Genomic DNA, 13559 nt, shown 5'->3' with positions numbered 1-13559 from the left:
TAGCTGGATTATGCGATCGCTCTACACTAATTCGTTGGCATTGCTTAATAATGGAATGATTTGAAGAGTTTTGTGGAACCGGCATCTTGGTGGAACCGGCATCTTGCCGGTGATCAATATTTCACCGTGGAACCGGCATCTTGCCGGTGATCAATATTCCCAGGCAGGCAGGATGCCCACCCCACTGATATTGATCCCAAGATTTAGCAATGCCCATTTTCTGGTTTAAGCGATCGCATAAACAAAAAAAATGCGATCGCATTATTTGCTTTAAGCGATCGCGTTTTTTGGTTGATGCTATCGCATTCTTTCCTTTGATCGCATTTGTTTGCGGGATTTGGCTAGGGGTAAGACTTTCCGAGCTATCCCCTGCTACATCCTCAAACATTGCCCCTCGTTTAATTAAGTCACCCTTCATGGATTCATCAATTCCTGAGTTATCTCCGAATTGGGTATTGTCCACAATAGCACGACTGAGCTGGGCATTAGTGAGGTCAGCACTCTTGAGGTTGGCATCACTTAGGTCAGCACTACTAAAAAATGGCATTGCTGAATCAAGGAATGAATATGAGTGGGGTTGGCATCCTGCCTGCCCGGGAATTGTAACGGGCAAGATGCCCGTTCCACAAAACTCTTCAAATCATTCCATTGTTAAGCAAAGCCGAATTTAATAGTTTCATATTTTACAGACTTGAAAGTCTGGGAAAAAGCCCTTGGCCGTTGGCCACGCTACCCGGATCAGCTGATACGCGACACGCTGATAGTTGATAGCTGATACGCGACACGCTGATAGCTGATAGCTTAAAATCTACCTAAACATTAGCCAAGACTTACTAATTCCACATTAGCCACTTCTGAGCATTTAGCCGTTGTATAGTGTAATGAACCATTAGATCAAGAGTAACTCTCCGTTCATCAATCATAAAAGATTCGATCGTACTAGGTTGAACACCATTAGCTGAGGCCGAAAAAGCCTTTTGCTTTTTAATATCTTCGTCTAGGAAATAAACGTTAAATTTCCGTTGACCATTTTGCCAACTACCCATTACTTGCCAACAGTCATCCATTTGACTCAAACTCGGAATCGGGATTTTCTGTTTAGCAAAAGTCACATCTACATCATCAATACCTTGTTTGGCAAAAGCAGTCTTAAGGGCTGGTACATAATGTTGTTCCACAAATTCAGTAAAGGGTTTCTTTTCAATTGCTGGTGGTTTGGCTTTTTTAGCTTTTGCCTCTGTAGCCGCAGGCTTTTTGGCCGCAGGGGCCTTAGCCGCTGGTTTCTCTTCTGATTTGGCCGCAGGCTTTTTGGCCGCAGGGGCCTTAGCCGCCGGTTTGTCTTCTGATTTAGCCGCAGGCTTTTTGGCCGCAGGGGCCTTAGCCGCCGGTTTGTCTTCTGATTTAGCCGCAGGCGGTTGGTCTACGATCGCAGCAGGTTTCGGTTCAGTTATTTCCACCGGCGGTTGGTCTACTACAGCAGCAGGCTTCGGTTCCGTATTAGCAGCAGGCTGGTCTGGTGATGGTGTAGGAGGTTTCGGTTCAGTTATTTCAACCGGCGGTTGGTCTACTACAGCAGCAGGCTGGTCTGGTGATGGTGTAGGAGGTTTCGGTTCAGTTATTTCAACCGGCGGTTGGTCTACTATAGCAGCAGGCTTCGGTTCCTTATTAGCAGCAGGCTGGTCTGCTGATGTATCAGAAGGAGTATTTGCGTCCTCAGGGTTAGGTAAGGGTAGGGTTTCTTCCGCCATAGCTTACGTAAGTCGTTTCTTTAGTCTGGATGATCCTATCTTACTGGCCAAGGGCTAGACAGATGGCTCGGGAGTCGGGAGTCGGGAGTCGGGAATCGGGAATCGGGAATCGGGAGTCGGGAGTCGGGAATCGGGACAAGCAGGAAATGGGGAAAATTCTGCGGACTTAAGCTAAATGCGATTGACCTACGGTCACCCTACGCGAACGCATTTGTCATCCCATTTCTCAGTAGCTTTCATGAGTATAGCGGTTTCTAACCTAATGAGGTACACATAATTTTTTCTCTCTTGCCTCTTGCCTCTTGCCTCTTGCCTCTTGCCTCTTGCCTCTTGCCTGTTCCCTATTCCCTATTCCCTATTCCCTATTCCCTATTCCCTATTCCCTATTCCCTATTCCCTATTCCCTATTCCCTATTCCCTATTCCCTATTCCCTATAGCTAGCTTTTTTCTCTTCACAGAGTAATTAACGGCTAACACCTGATGCTCCAGAGGATGGCAAACCTGAATGAATTATACTAAAGTATATGAGTACTGAAAATTAATCCTCAAAAAATTAATTATCATATTTAATAGCATGTAAATAATGTAAGCCGTCAGCCGTCAGCCGTCAGCCGTGCGCGTAGCGCATAAGCTGATAGCTGATAGCTGATAGCTGATAGCTGATAACTGATAGCTTAATACTTACTCAATAATGCTATAGCATTATTTGTATTATCAATATTATTTGAATTGAGGGTGTCTTAAACTAGTTGATAATCCTCCTAGGAGCCAGGGTAAATCTACTAAACCTAAACACGAATCATAAACAACTAACAACTAATATATATGGTCTGGTCAGAGCAACAGCTGTTACATGGTGGTAAATACAAGATCGATAAAATTATTGGACGTGGAGCTTTTGGAATTACTTACAAAGCAGTCCATCAGTTACTTAATCAAGATGTTGTAATTAAAACACCACACGAAAGCCTGAGATTGGCTCCAGACTACCCCAACTATGGCGAAGAATTTATCAAGCAAGGACAACTGCTGGCTCAACTGTCTGCTGACCTTGAATCCCTGGTGCCGGTCAGAGACTTGTTTCAAGAAGGAGATACCTACTGCCTCGTGATGGATTTTGTGTCGGGGGAAAGTTTATGGAAGTTGGTACAACGCACAGGACCATTACCTGAAACTGATGCAGTAGCCTACATCACTCAAATTGGGTCAGCCTTGAATCTAATCCATGGAGTAGGGCTAGTGCATTTAGATATCAGCCCTCATAATATCGTGGTCAGTAACAGTGGCAAAGCCGTGTTGATTGACTTTGGCATTCCTGGGGATATACTCCGAGATAGTAATGTGTCCAGCCATATTGACAATAAACCATTTCGACCCTACGAGCTATACTACCAAGGCAGTCGTCACGCCACGGTGGATGTCTACTCTCTAGCCGCTTCACTTTACCATGCCGTAACTGGGCTAAATCCTACCGAGTCAATTTACCGCAAGTATGACGGTGAAGACCTGGTGCCACCAAACCAACTGGTTCCTAGTATTAGCGATCGCTTAAATCAAGTAATTCTTCAAGCCATGGCCTTAGAGCCAAAAGACCGTCCTCAGTCAGTGCAGGAATGGTTACAGCCCTTGACTGAAGACGATTATTTCATCTGTTTGAGTGAAGTTGATGACCTTAGTTCTGATGTAGGAGTAGATTACCGCCCATTACAGGATTTACTAATCCATAGAAAGTGGCAAGAGGCAGATCAAGAAACTCTCGCTGTTATGCTCAAAGCAGCAGGACGAGAAGAAGAAGGCTGGCTTGACATCCCAGATATCAACAAGTTTCCTTGTAAAGACCTCTATACTCTCAACACCCTCTGGGTAAAGTACAGCAATGGGCGCTTTGGCTTTAGTGTACAGAAGCGAATCTGGCAGAGCATCGTCACCGAGAGTGTGCAGGTAACTCCTGGTGCCGATTATGACTATGAAACTTACTGTCGCTTTGGCGATAAACTCGGATGGCACACCAACGAAAAGTGGCTAGATTACGTTGACCTGCCCTTCACCCTCAATGCTCCCCAGGGGCATCTACCAGTCAGCTATGTCGGATTCTTTTCCGGTTGGGCATACTTCGCCTTTTTTATGGGTGGCGTATCTCTCTTCTCTCGCCTTGAGATATGTAGTATTTAGCAGTTTTTATAGCGGTTTTTAATTCGGTGAGGTACTTTCGTTCTGGATTTTAGGGAACAGGGAGTAGGGAGTAGGGAGTAGGGAGTAGGGAGTAGGGAGTAGGGAGTAGGGAACAGCGGATCTGGGAATAGGGAACAGAGAACAGGGAAAAAATACTGTGTACCTCATTAGACTAAAAACCGCTATATAACCGCTATATAGAGCAGTTATAAACCAATTTATAGCTGCTCTATATAACTATTAGATTTATTTTACCTAAAAAAACACATAAAAATTAATTATTATTACTGCTGAATTAGGCTCGAATTTGGCAGCATGTAAGTTTTGTTAATCTCTGATTAATATCCCCATAAATCACCCTTAATAAGGGGTACTTTTTAATCTAATTACCCCCTTTTTTTGACTACTCCCTACTCCCTACTCCCTATTCCCTATTCCCTATTCCCTACTCCCTACTCCCTACTCCCTACTCCCTATTCCCTACTTCCTAAAACTCAAGACAAAAATCCCTGAAGTTATTGTATGATATCAATACAGTAAAAAGCATCAGCCATAATGACTATCGGGATTTGGGTACTAGGGGATCAACTTTGGAATGAACAATCAGCCCTAAACAGTTGTCAAAAAAACCATCAAAATACGCCAGTAATTCTGATTGAATCCCTAAGCTACGTCCAACAAAGACGTTACCACCGCCAAAAACTGGTATTCATTTGGTCAGCCATGCGGCACTTTGCTGAGGAATTACGCACCCAAGATTGGCCAGTCAGCTATAAAACAGCAGACGACTTTGAAACGCCTCTCCAAGCCTGGGTCACAAAAAATACGATTACCGAACTACGGGTAATGACGCCCAATGACCGACCCTTTGCAGAAATCTGAGGGGGTGACAACAAGGCATTAAACTAGACAGGGTGTGGGGTGTGGGGTGTGGGGTGTGGGGAAAATAGAAGGGAATTTGGAGTGAGCCCAGGGATTTTCTTGGGTCCGAAACCTGATTAAACCGTCCCGTCGCAACGTAACCAGCTCCTGATATTCCCCGTTCGCCCTCACCCTACACCCCACACCCAGTAAGGCTTTTAAGCCTGTTTGTCACTCCTTCAGGCCGAAATAATTGGCAACCTAAAACTAACTTGCCAAATTACCTTTATCTAAAAGAGCAAGAAGACTCACGTTATACCCGTAGGGTTAGCGGGAGACGGGGCGTATAAAGTGCGGACGCAGGTTCCGCACACAGCCCCTCATGAATTGCGTCCACTTGACATCTTACATATAAGAGTTTAAAATGTAAGTGTACTTCAAGGAGTAAATATGGTCGAAAAAGCTTACCGTTACCGTTTTTACCCAACCCCTGAACAGGAAACTCTGTTGAGGAGAACTCTAGGCTGTGTAAGACTTGTTTACAATAAAGCTTTAGATGCTAGGACAAAAGGTTGGTATGAACGCTCCCGACGTGTAAGCTACAAGGAAACTTCTTTGATGTTGACAGGATGGAAAAAACAAGATGACTTGTTTTTTTTGGGCGATGTCAGTTCTGTGCCCCTTCAACAAGGGTTAAGACACCTCCAAACTGCTTTCACTAATTTCTTTGCAGGTCGTGCTAAGTATCCTAACTTCAAGAAAAAGCGTAATGGTGGTAGTGCAGAGTTCACTAAGTCAGCTTTCAAATGGAAAGATGGTAAAATCTATCTTGCCAAATGTAAAGAACCTTTACCTATTCGTTGGAGTCGTCAATTACCTGAAAACTGCAACCCAAGTACTGTTACGGTTACTTTGGATCCATCTGGCCGTTGGCATATCTCTATAAGGTTTAATGACTACAGAGATTTGAGTCTACCACCAACGGATAAACAAGTTGGCTTTGACCTAGGAATTTCTAGTTTAATTACAACTAGTGACGGAGACAAAATCGCTAATCCCAAACACTTTAAGAAACTTAGGAAAAGATTAGCTAAGTACCAAAAAGCTTTGTCGCGAAAACAAAAAGGATCTAACAATCGTTACAAGGCAAAGTTAAAAGTTGCCAGGATACACGCAAAAATTAAGAATACTAGAAAAGATTTTACTCACAAGCTAACTACTCAACTAGTCCGAGAAAACCAATTGATTGTGTTTGAGGATTTAGCTGTGAAAAACATGGTTAAGAATCACAAATTATCTCAAGTTATCAATGATGCCAATTGGGCGGAAATAATTCGTCAGATTAAATACAAATCAGACTGGTATAATCGTGAAGCTATTTCCATTGACAGATGGTTCCCTAGTAGCAAGCTGTGTTCTGTATGTCTAAATCGTGTTGATTCTTTGCCTTTAAATATTCGGGAATGGGATTGCCCATTCTGTAACGCTCATCACGATCGTGATATTAACGCATCAACTAATATTTTGGCGGCAGGGCTTGCCGTTTCAGTCTGCGGAGCGACCGTAAGACCCGAAGAGAGTAAATCTCGAAAGGCTGGTGCGAAAAACTCCCCAAAGGGGAGAAGGAAACAGAAACCTAAGTCGTGAGTCTTAGGAATCCCCCGCTATAATCTATGATTTAGCGGCGGGAGGATGTCAATCCCAACAATCATTTTCTGTGGAGCGAGTCTGATTTTCAAACCTGGGCGAAATCTCAAAAACGTCTGATTATGGAAAACTTCTATCGGGTCGGGCGCAAGCGATTTAATAGTTTGATGGCAGGAAATAAGCCAATTGGTGGGAAATGGAATTTCGATAAACAAAATCGTAAACCCCCAAAACGTAATCTAAATCCACCAGACGCCCTTTGGTTTGAACCCGACCCAATCACCCAAGAGGTGATCAACTCCGTTAATGCTCAAAACTTTCCCAGCTACGGAAAAACAGAACCATTCCGTTGGGCGGTCAATCGCCATCAAGCTCTTCAAGTATTAGACTTTTTCATTCACCATCGCCTACCCAATTTTGGTCCCTATCAAGATGCCATGGTCACCAACGAAGATACCATGTGGCACTCCCTAATTTCCCCTTACCTCAATATCGGCTTACTCCAACCTGAGGAAGTAATTAAAGCAGTCGAGAATGCTTATCACCAAAACCAACTCGACTTAAGCAGCACAGAAGGATTTATTCGTCAAGTCCTGGGTTGGCGGGAATATATGCACGGTATTTATATCTATATGAACCCTGACTACTCCCAAAGCAATTGGTTCAACCACACCCAGCCCCTACCTGACTTTTACTGGCATGCTGAGAAAACAGACATGAACTGTTTACGCCAAATTTTGAGTCAGGTTGAACGCACCGGTTACGCCCATCACATTCAGCGACTGATGGTGTTGAGCAATTTTGCTCTAATTGTTGGAGTTTCGCCTCAATCTATAGAAGAATGGTTTCATGGAGCCTTTATCGATGCCCATGATTGGGTGATGCAAACCAATGTGATTGGCATGGGTCAGTTTGCCGATGGCGGCATCCTAGCATCCAAACCTTACGCTGCATCAGCTAATTACATCAATAAAATGAGCGACTACTGCAGCAGTTGTGGTTACAATCCTCGGAAGCGCACTGGCCAGGGAGCCTGTCCCTTTAATTTCTTATACTGGGATTTTCTTTGCCGCCACCGTGACCAACTCAAGGCTCAAGGCCGCATGAGTTTAGTCTTGTCTCACATCGACAAAATCTCTGATCAAGACATACAACAAATTCATGAAGAAGCTTTTAGGTGGCGTAAGAGACAATCTACCTGACAATACCACATAATTAGGTTAGAAGCAATTAGTCAGTGGTTAGATTTTTTTTCCTTGTTTTTTCCTTAAGGAGTCAAGTCAAGAGTTTGCTAATACTAGTTCAATCACACTAGTATACTAATACATCAGGATTCACAATCTACAATGACCCCATCTGTGGTCACCAGTTTTCCACCGCCAACGAAACTGTAAGAATTCTTATCGTTTCTCCCAAATTTCCCCCACAGATTCCCCACTGTTTCCACACAGAGCTTCAAGCTTTTCCACAGTTTTCCCATAGTTTTCCACAAGCCTCAACGGTGGCATTAGGTATTCCAGTTTTACTGGGGATTTTCCCGACTTAGTATTCCGCAGTAGTTAAGACCACAGTTTATGTAAAGTTATGTAACAAAAAAGCGCCTCAAACCCTGATTATTTCGTATACATTTCGGAATGTCAACAAGAGTTGTAATATTTCGCAGCATTGACAAACCCACCCCATTTCAGATGAAAATGGTGCGACCAACCTATAAAAAAATTTGCTCTCAGCTAACCTACGCCGACTAGCAGGGGTTAGCACGGACTACCCTACCTGATTTGGGGATAGTTCTGAACTAAAGCAAGGGTGACATCAAAATTCAGTGCTTCGGTGCTGGCTTGTCTTGGCTTTCTTTTGGCCAAGGCAGTTATCTGAAGTGCTTGAAATCAGGTGGCTTTTTCCAAAAATACCTTTATATGAAGAGGTGACTATGAACGCAACCGTAAGTATCCTGGCAGAAATCCCCGAAGACCTGCACGAGTCTCTCAAGCGCTACCTAGAAACCCATCCTAGCTGGGACCAAGACCGGGTCTTCGCAGCAGCACTTTCCCTGTTTTTGCTCCAAAATGGTATTGGTAAGACTCCAGAAACGTCCCAGAGTTATCGCGCTTGTGCTCGTGTCTATCTGGAATCCCTCTTTCAATATCCTGCGTAGTTAATCCGGGATGGGGAAAGGTATAACGTTTGAAATATAACGTGTGAAATATAACATGTAAAGTATGACGTGTCAAGTTCCGCACCCATGCCTGCACGGCTTCGCCCTACTCCCCACTCCCTTGTTATGATGTCCGGAAACATCTAGATCATAAAGGGTAGGTAATGGGTAACCCATTACCTACCCTTGACCCAAACGATTTTTGACCATGAGCACTATCGAAACAACCGGACAAATTATAATTCCTCAACTGATTGTGGGTTTAGGTAATCCGGAACCCAAGTACGATAAAACGCGGCACAATATCGGTTTTGAAGTGGTCGATGCGATCGCACGTCGATTACAGATTTCAGGGAGCGAAAATCGCCGCTTTCAGGGATGGTTTGGTCAAGGAATTGGACTAAAAGGAAATAAGCTAAGCTTGCTCAAGCCCCTTACATACATGAATCGCTCTGGACAAGCAATTCGGGCGGTGACTGATTGGTACAAGCTCACACCTGAGTCGGTCTTGATCATTTATGATGATATGGACTTACCAGTAGGGCGTTTGCGTCTGCGCCTTTCTGGTTCAGCTGGAGGACACAATGGGATGAAATCCGCAATTGCCCATCTGGGTACCCAAAACTTCCCTCGCCTGCGGATTGGCATCGGCAAATCCAGTCAGAAGCCAGACACGATCTCCCACGTCCTAGGAAAATTTTCACCTCAGGAAACCAAGTTAATGTCGGAAGTAGTCCAACTAGCCGTTGAGGCAGTTGAACTTTCTCTTAAGCAAGGTGTAGAAAAGGCCATGAGTCTCTACAATAATCGGAATTTGGCAACTATAGCAAAGGGAACAGGGAGTAGGGAGTAGGAAGTAGGGAGTAGGAAGTAGGAAGTAGGAACTAGGGAGTAGGAACTAGGGAGTAGGAAGTAGGGAGTAGGGAGTAGGGAGTAGGGAGTAGGAACTAGGGAGTAAGGAAGTGGTAAAAAATCCTGTGTACCTGATCGGTCTGATCAACCCTATAGTTATAGCGCTAGGCTACAATTCACAGAATCCGATCACATAATCTGATTAAGGCAGGAGATTAAGGCAGGAAATATCAGCTGAGCCAAAGTGTACACTCAAGGCAATATTCAAGTTTTCCAGAGACGGGACTAACCAGGGTACGCTGTTTCTAGTTTCGGACTCGTAGTGGTTAAACAGAATCGAAAATCGCTTTTCTAAATAGGGCTTGACTTTACCGCAGATCAATACTATCTTGAGCAATAGTCCAGTGGTAATGGTGGTTCCTAGATTGGTAATCAAATCAACAAATGTATAGTGATGGGGACGCTGAGGGCTTTCCACCACCAAAAAGTTTAACAATTGAGTACAGGTGCGCACCACCATAAATTCATTGGGCGTTTGGTAATCCCATTCAGGCAAGGTGTTTTGCAAATGAGTATACAATCGCTTGTTAAACTGTTGCTTCCCATAGGCTGGGTCAATCGAGGCAATCAAATATTCATATAAATCTTCCTTGAAGTCTTTGAAACAGGCTGTGTGCTGACTGTGGGTATGGAAGCTACGAGCAACATCTTGGTAAGTGTAAGACCCTTGCACTTTGCCAAAAAACTGCTTGAGAGCACTCACCAACTCTCCTTCGGTCAGCAATGTGGGATTTGACACTGGTTGAATAATTCGTCTTGGACTCGTGATAGCCCGATTTCGCCTGAGATTGGCGCATCGCACCTGATAGGTTACGTACTTAGATAAATCACACTCAAAGCGCCGTTGAACCCTAGCTTGAACTTGCCGGACAGTTTGCTGATATTCCTGAGAGCTGTCTTCACTGAGTAAGCAATGTTCATATAAGTAGGGGTACCGCTGAATCAAGTTTGCCACTGGCTTAGAACCATTAGAGTATTGAGGTGTATCACTCATTACTCTAGACAGACGTTGCAGAGTTAGATATTGCTCTGTTCTTTTGAACAGCTGCATTAGTTCCCGCAGGCGTCTAGGAGCCCGAGAGTGAACCCTCAAAGGAGACGGCACATGATCAAACAGAGCTACCAATTCTTGGACTGCTCTTCTGGTGTTTGGTTTCAGATGCCAGTGATTGATCAGAATATGGCAGCAGCGATTGATCACAAATCGGAACTCTGTCGGAGCCCGCTTATCCATTACTATCTTTTCCAAGGCCAACCAGATTTCAAAATCTTCGTATCCCACTCCATCCAGGAAGAGCCTTTGGAAGCGTTCAATTGATTGCTTTGGTGATTCTACCCTTACCCACTGGAGTAAGTGATTGTAGACTTGCTGCTCTGGCAAGCTAATATGTCGAATTTCCGATTCTTTAGAGTCTCTCCAGGTGGTCACTTTAGGTAGCTCTCCTAGGTGCTAAAGCTAGGGCTCATCAATGGTGGTTGGCTTGAGAAGATGAAAATTCAACTTTGAGTGGCTTAGCTAACACAAAGAGAGTTCGGTGTATCACAATATATCTACGGTGGTAGATATATTCTAATGATCACCTAAACTTTAGGTGACCTCTTCTAGTATTAGTATATCTTCATCTTCTTTAGAGTCTCTCCAGGTGGTCACTTTAGGTAGCTCTCCTAGGTGCTAAAGCTAGGGCTCATCAATGGTGGTTGGCTTCAGAAGATGAAAATTCAACTTTGAGCGGCTTAGCTAACACAAAGAGAGTTCGGTGTATCACAATATATCTACGGTGGTAGATATATTCTAATGATCACCTAAACTTGAGGTGAGCTATTATATTATTAGTATATCTTCATCTACTCTTTACCTAATTGTGCCAATGAGTGGAAATTGTGAAAATTAAGTAAAAACCATGTGAAAGTTATTGGCTGACCAGGAAAATAGAGCGTTTAGAGAAAACAGCACAATTAGGACACTGGGGGAACAAGAAATTTATGGTGTGTCGGCTTCTTGTAGGAAAATTAGTTGACATTCTCGCCGCCAAGACCGTAGACATTCCAGAAAAAATCCTGGAAAAGTCATTCACTGGCATTACCACTGATACCCGTCACCTTGAGCCGGGTCAACTATTTTTAGCGCTGCGGGGTGAAAAGTTTGATGGTCATGATTATGCAGCTCTGGCTGTAGAGAAGGGGGCATTAACGGTCATTGCTGAGGCGACTAAAGTTACCCAACTCGAAGGTTTGCCGCTGATTCAGGTAGAAAATACTCTCAAAGCCTACCAGCAAATTGCTCGGTGGTGGCGTGACCAGTTTGAGATTCCGGTGATTGCTGTCACTGGTTCTGTAGGCAAAACTACCACTAAGGAGCTAATCGCAGCAGTTTTGTCTACTAAAGGAACTGTACTCAAAACCCAGGCCAATTACAACAATGAAATTGGTGTACCCAAAACCTTGCTGGAGTTGGCACCAGACCATGACTATGCTGTAATCGAGATGGCAATGCGTGGTTCAGGACAGATTGCTGAATTGACCGAGATAGCCAACCCCACGGCGGGGGTGATTACTAATGTGGGTACAGCTCATATTGGTCTGTTGGGTTCTACTGAAGCGATCGCAAAAGCCAAGTGTGAGTTATTAGCACATATGTCCAACAAGGGTGTAGCGGTTCTCAATCACGACAATCAACGCCTAATTGATACCGCAGCTGAGGTTTGGCAAGGGCAAACCATAACCTATGGTTTAGAGGGTGGTGATGTCCAAGGAGAGTTGATTGCACCGGAAATCCTGAAAGTAGAGGGCATGGAGTTTCCTATCCCCCTCCCAGGTCGCCACAATGCCCTGAACTATGTAGGGGCCCTAGCCATTGGGAAATTATTGGGGGTGGATTGGGAAACCCTCAGGAATGGTTTAGAGGTTGAGCTACCGGCAGGTCGAGCCCAGCGTTATGAGTTACCTAACGATGTAGTGATTCTTGATGAAACCTACAATGCTGGAGTTGAATCTATGGTAGCTGCCCTAGAAATGCTGGCTCAGACTCCTGGCAAACGCCATATAGCAGTACTTGGGGCGATGAAGGAATTGGGAACCAAATCCGGTGAACTTCATCAGCAAGTGGGTCAAAAGGTTGAGCAACTCAATCTAGATGGCTTGCGGATTTTGGTGGATGAAAGTGAGCCAGAAGCGGAAGCGATCGCAACCGGTGTTACTTCGGTGCCAGTTGAGTGTTTCTGTGACTCTAATCCTCTAGTGGAACATCTACTGGGGTTTGTCCAACCTGGGGATCGTCTATTGTTTAAAGCCTCCCATTCCGTGGGTCTCGATCAAGTAGTCAAGCAGTTTAAAGCCGGATTTTCCAAGGAAGATTGATCTCAAGCCAACAAATCTGGGCTTATCCCCAGATTTGTGATAGTTTACCCGTGAAAACTTGCTCAGCTGGCCCAGTCATGTAAACTCGCTGATCGGTTTCGGACCATTCAATGTCGAGACAACCACCAGGAAGCTCCACGGTACAAATGCGATCGCTTTTCTCAGTTAACACACCAGCCACCACAGACGCACAAGCCCCCGTGCCACAGGCGAGAGTTGCCCCAGCACCCCGCTCCCAAACCCGCATCTTGAGATAATCGGGACGCACCACTTGGATAAATTCTGTATTGGTTCGTTGGGGGAAAACTGAGTGATGCTCAAACAGTGGACCAATGGTTTCCAGAGGTATGGCATCGGCATCCTCCACAAAGGTAATACAGTGAGGATTCCCCATACTGACACAGGTAACCTCCCATAATTTGTCTGCTATTTCCATGGGGGTATTGATCACCTTTTGGTCAGCCTCTGCCAAAACAGTGGGAATTTGAGCTGCACTAAGCTGGGGCATCCCCATATCCACCCTGACTTTACCATCGCCCTTGAGTTCAGGAATGATCACCCCAGCCAGGGTATGGATCCGATAGTGGGTTTTGTGATTATCCCCCTCTAAATCAGCCAGAAACTTTCCTAAACAGCGAATCCCATTACCACACATCTCTGGTTCAGAACCATCAGAGTTGAAAATCCGCATCGTATAGTCAGTACC

At 44.6% G+C, this 13559-nt stretch carries 12 protein-coding genes and 1 pseudogene; 8 read left to right on the top strand and 5 right to left on the bottom strand.

The features are described from left to right. Positions 1–121 precede the first annotated feature (121 nt). Positions 122–547 (bottom strand): pentapeptide repeat-containing protein, encoded by a 426-nt coding sequence (locus tag F6K53_RS14280; protein ID WP_293081152.1) that lies wholly within the window; start codon positions 545–547, stop codon positions 122–124. A 286-nt stretch (positions 548–833) separates the two neighbouring features. Further along, positions 834–1748: a DUF2996 domain-containing protein gene (locus F6K53_RS14275; protein ID WP_293081149.1), complete on the bottom strand. Its 915-nt coding sequence runs from the start codon at positions 1746–1748 to the stop codon at positions 834–836. Positions 1749–2036: 288 nt separating this feature from the next. Here F6K53_RS14275 and F6K53_RS14270 point away from each other — a divergent pair, with 288 nt between their 5' ends. Continuing rightward, on the top strand, positions 2037–2186 hold the full coding sequence (locus tag F6K53_RS14270) for a hypothetical protein (protein WP_293066754.1): 150 nt from the start codon (positions 2037–2039) through the stop codon (positions 2184–2186). A 388-nt stretch (positions 2187–2574) separates the two neighbouring features. After that, positions 2575–3921: a serine/threonine-protein kinase gene (locus F6K53_RS14265; RefSeq protein WP_293081147.1), complete on the top strand. Its 1347-nt coding sequence runs from the start codon at positions 2575–2577 to the stop codon at positions 3919–3921. Positions 3922–3939: 18 nt separating this feature from the next. Here the strand turns inward: F6K53_RS14265 and F6K53_RS14260 are convergent, their stop codons facing one another. Beyond that, on the bottom strand, positions 3940–4089 hold the full coding sequence (locus tag F6K53_RS14260; RefSeq protein WP_293072356.1) for a hypothetical protein: 150 nt from the start codon (positions 4087–4089) through the stop codon (positions 3940–3942). A gap of 387 nt (positions 4090–4476) precedes the next feature. Here F6K53_RS14260 and F6K53_RS14255 point away from each other — a divergent pair, with 387 nt between their 5' ends. The 5 genes and pseudogenes from F6K53_RS14255 to pth all read left to right on the top strand — a co-directional run bounded on the left by F6K53_RS14255 (position 4477) and on the right by pth (position 9437). After that, positions 4477–4803, top strand: a complete 327-nt coding sequence (locus F6K53_RS14255; RefSeq protein WP_293072355.1) for a cryptochrome/photolyase family protein — start codon at positions 4477–4479, stop codon at positions 4801–4803. A gap of 429 nt (positions 4804–5232) precedes the next feature. After that, positions 5233–6429, top strand: coding sequence for an RNA-guided endonuclease TnpB family protein (locus F6K53_RS14250; RefSeq protein WP_293072354.1), 1197 nt, complete (start codon positions 5233–5235; stop codon positions 6427–6429). A 62-nt stretch (positions 6430–6491) separates the two neighbouring features. Further along, positions 6492–7631: pseudogene (locus F6K53_RS14245) on the top strand (cryptochrome/photolyase family protein); the annotation flags it as partial. A 728-nt stretch (positions 7632–8359) separates the two neighbouring features. Further along, entirely contained in the window at positions 8360–8584 is a 225-nt protein-coding gene (locus F6K53_RS14240; RefSeq protein ID WP_070391159.1) for a DUF2811 domain-containing protein, read from the top strand. 208 nt (positions 8585–8792) lie between these two features. Next, positions 8793–9437 (top strand): aminoacyl-tRNA hydrolase, encoded by a 645-nt coding sequence (pth, locus tag F6K53_RS14235; RefSeq protein WP_075896664.1) that lies wholly within the window; start codon positions 8793–8795, stop codon positions 9435–9437. A 201-nt stretch (positions 9438–9638) separates the two neighbouring features. On the opposite strand, the gene F6K53_RS14230 is transcribed toward pth, so the two are convergent. Then, positions 9639–10925, bottom strand: a complete 1287-nt coding sequence (locus F6K53_RS14230) for a hypothetical protein (RefSeq protein WP_293081143.1) — start codon at positions 10923–10925, stop codon at positions 9639–9641. 554 nt (positions 10926–11479) lie between these two features. On the opposite strand from F6K53_RS14230, the gene murF reads away from it, so the two are divergent. Beyond that, a complete protein-coding gene (murF, locus tag F6K53_RS14225) occupies positions 11480–12853 on the top strand; it encodes a UDP-N-acetylmuramoyl-tripeptide--D-alanyl-D-alanine ligase (protein WP_293081141.1) in 1374 nt (457 codons plus the stop codon). A gap of 22 nt (positions 12854–12875) precedes the next feature. Here the strand turns inward: murF and dapF are convergent. Further along, on the bottom strand, positions 12876–13559 hold a 684-nt coding region (dapF, locus tag F6K53_RS14220), incomplete at its 5' end, for a diaminopimelate epimerase (RefSeq protein ID WP_293081138.1).

This window comes from Moorena sp. SIO4A1 (assembly GCF_010672065.1).
Taxonomy (GTDB): Bacteria; Cyanobacteriota; Cyanobacteriia; order Cyanobacteriales; family Coleofasciculaceae; genus Moorena.
The sequence above is the reverse complement of the archived record's forward strand: the minus strand, read 5'-3'. Positions and strand labels throughout refer to the sequence as shown.

Coding starts and splice junctions, on each gene's coding strand:
- F6K53_RS14280 (WP_293081152.1), bottom strand. CDS start 547: ATGCCATTTTTTAGTAGTGCTGACCTAAGTGATGCCAACCTCAAGAGT.
- F6K53_RS14275 (WP_293081149.1), bottom strand. CDS start 1,748: ATGGCGGAAGAAACCCTACCCTTACCTAACCCTGAGGACGCAAATACT.
- F6K53_RS14265 (WP_293081147.1), top strand. CDS start 2,575: ATGGTCTGGTCAGAGCAACAGCTGTTACATGGTGGTAAATACAAGATC.
- F6K53_RS14260 (WP_293072356.1), bottom strand. CDS start 4,089: ATGAGGTACACAGTATTTTTTCCCTGTTCTCTGTTCCCTATTCCCAGA.
- F6K53_RS14255 (WP_293072355.1), top strand. CDS start 4,477: ATGACTATCGGGATTTGGGTACTAGGGGATCAACTTTGGAATGAACAA.
- F6K53_RS14250 (WP_293072354.1), top strand. CDS start 5,233: ATGGTCGAAAAAGCTTACCGTTACCGTTTTTACCCAACCCCTGAACAG.
- F6K53_RS14240 (WP_070391159.1), top strand. CDS start 8,360: ATGAACGCAACCGTAAGTATCCTGGCAGAAATCCCCGAAGACCTGCAC.
- pth (WP_075896664.1), top strand. CDS start 8,793: ATGAGCACTATCGAAACAACCGGACAAATTATAATTCCTCAACTGATT.
- murF (WP_293081141.1), top strand. CDS start 11,480: ATGGTGTGTCGGCTTCTTGTAGGAAAATTAGTTGACATTCTCGCCGCC.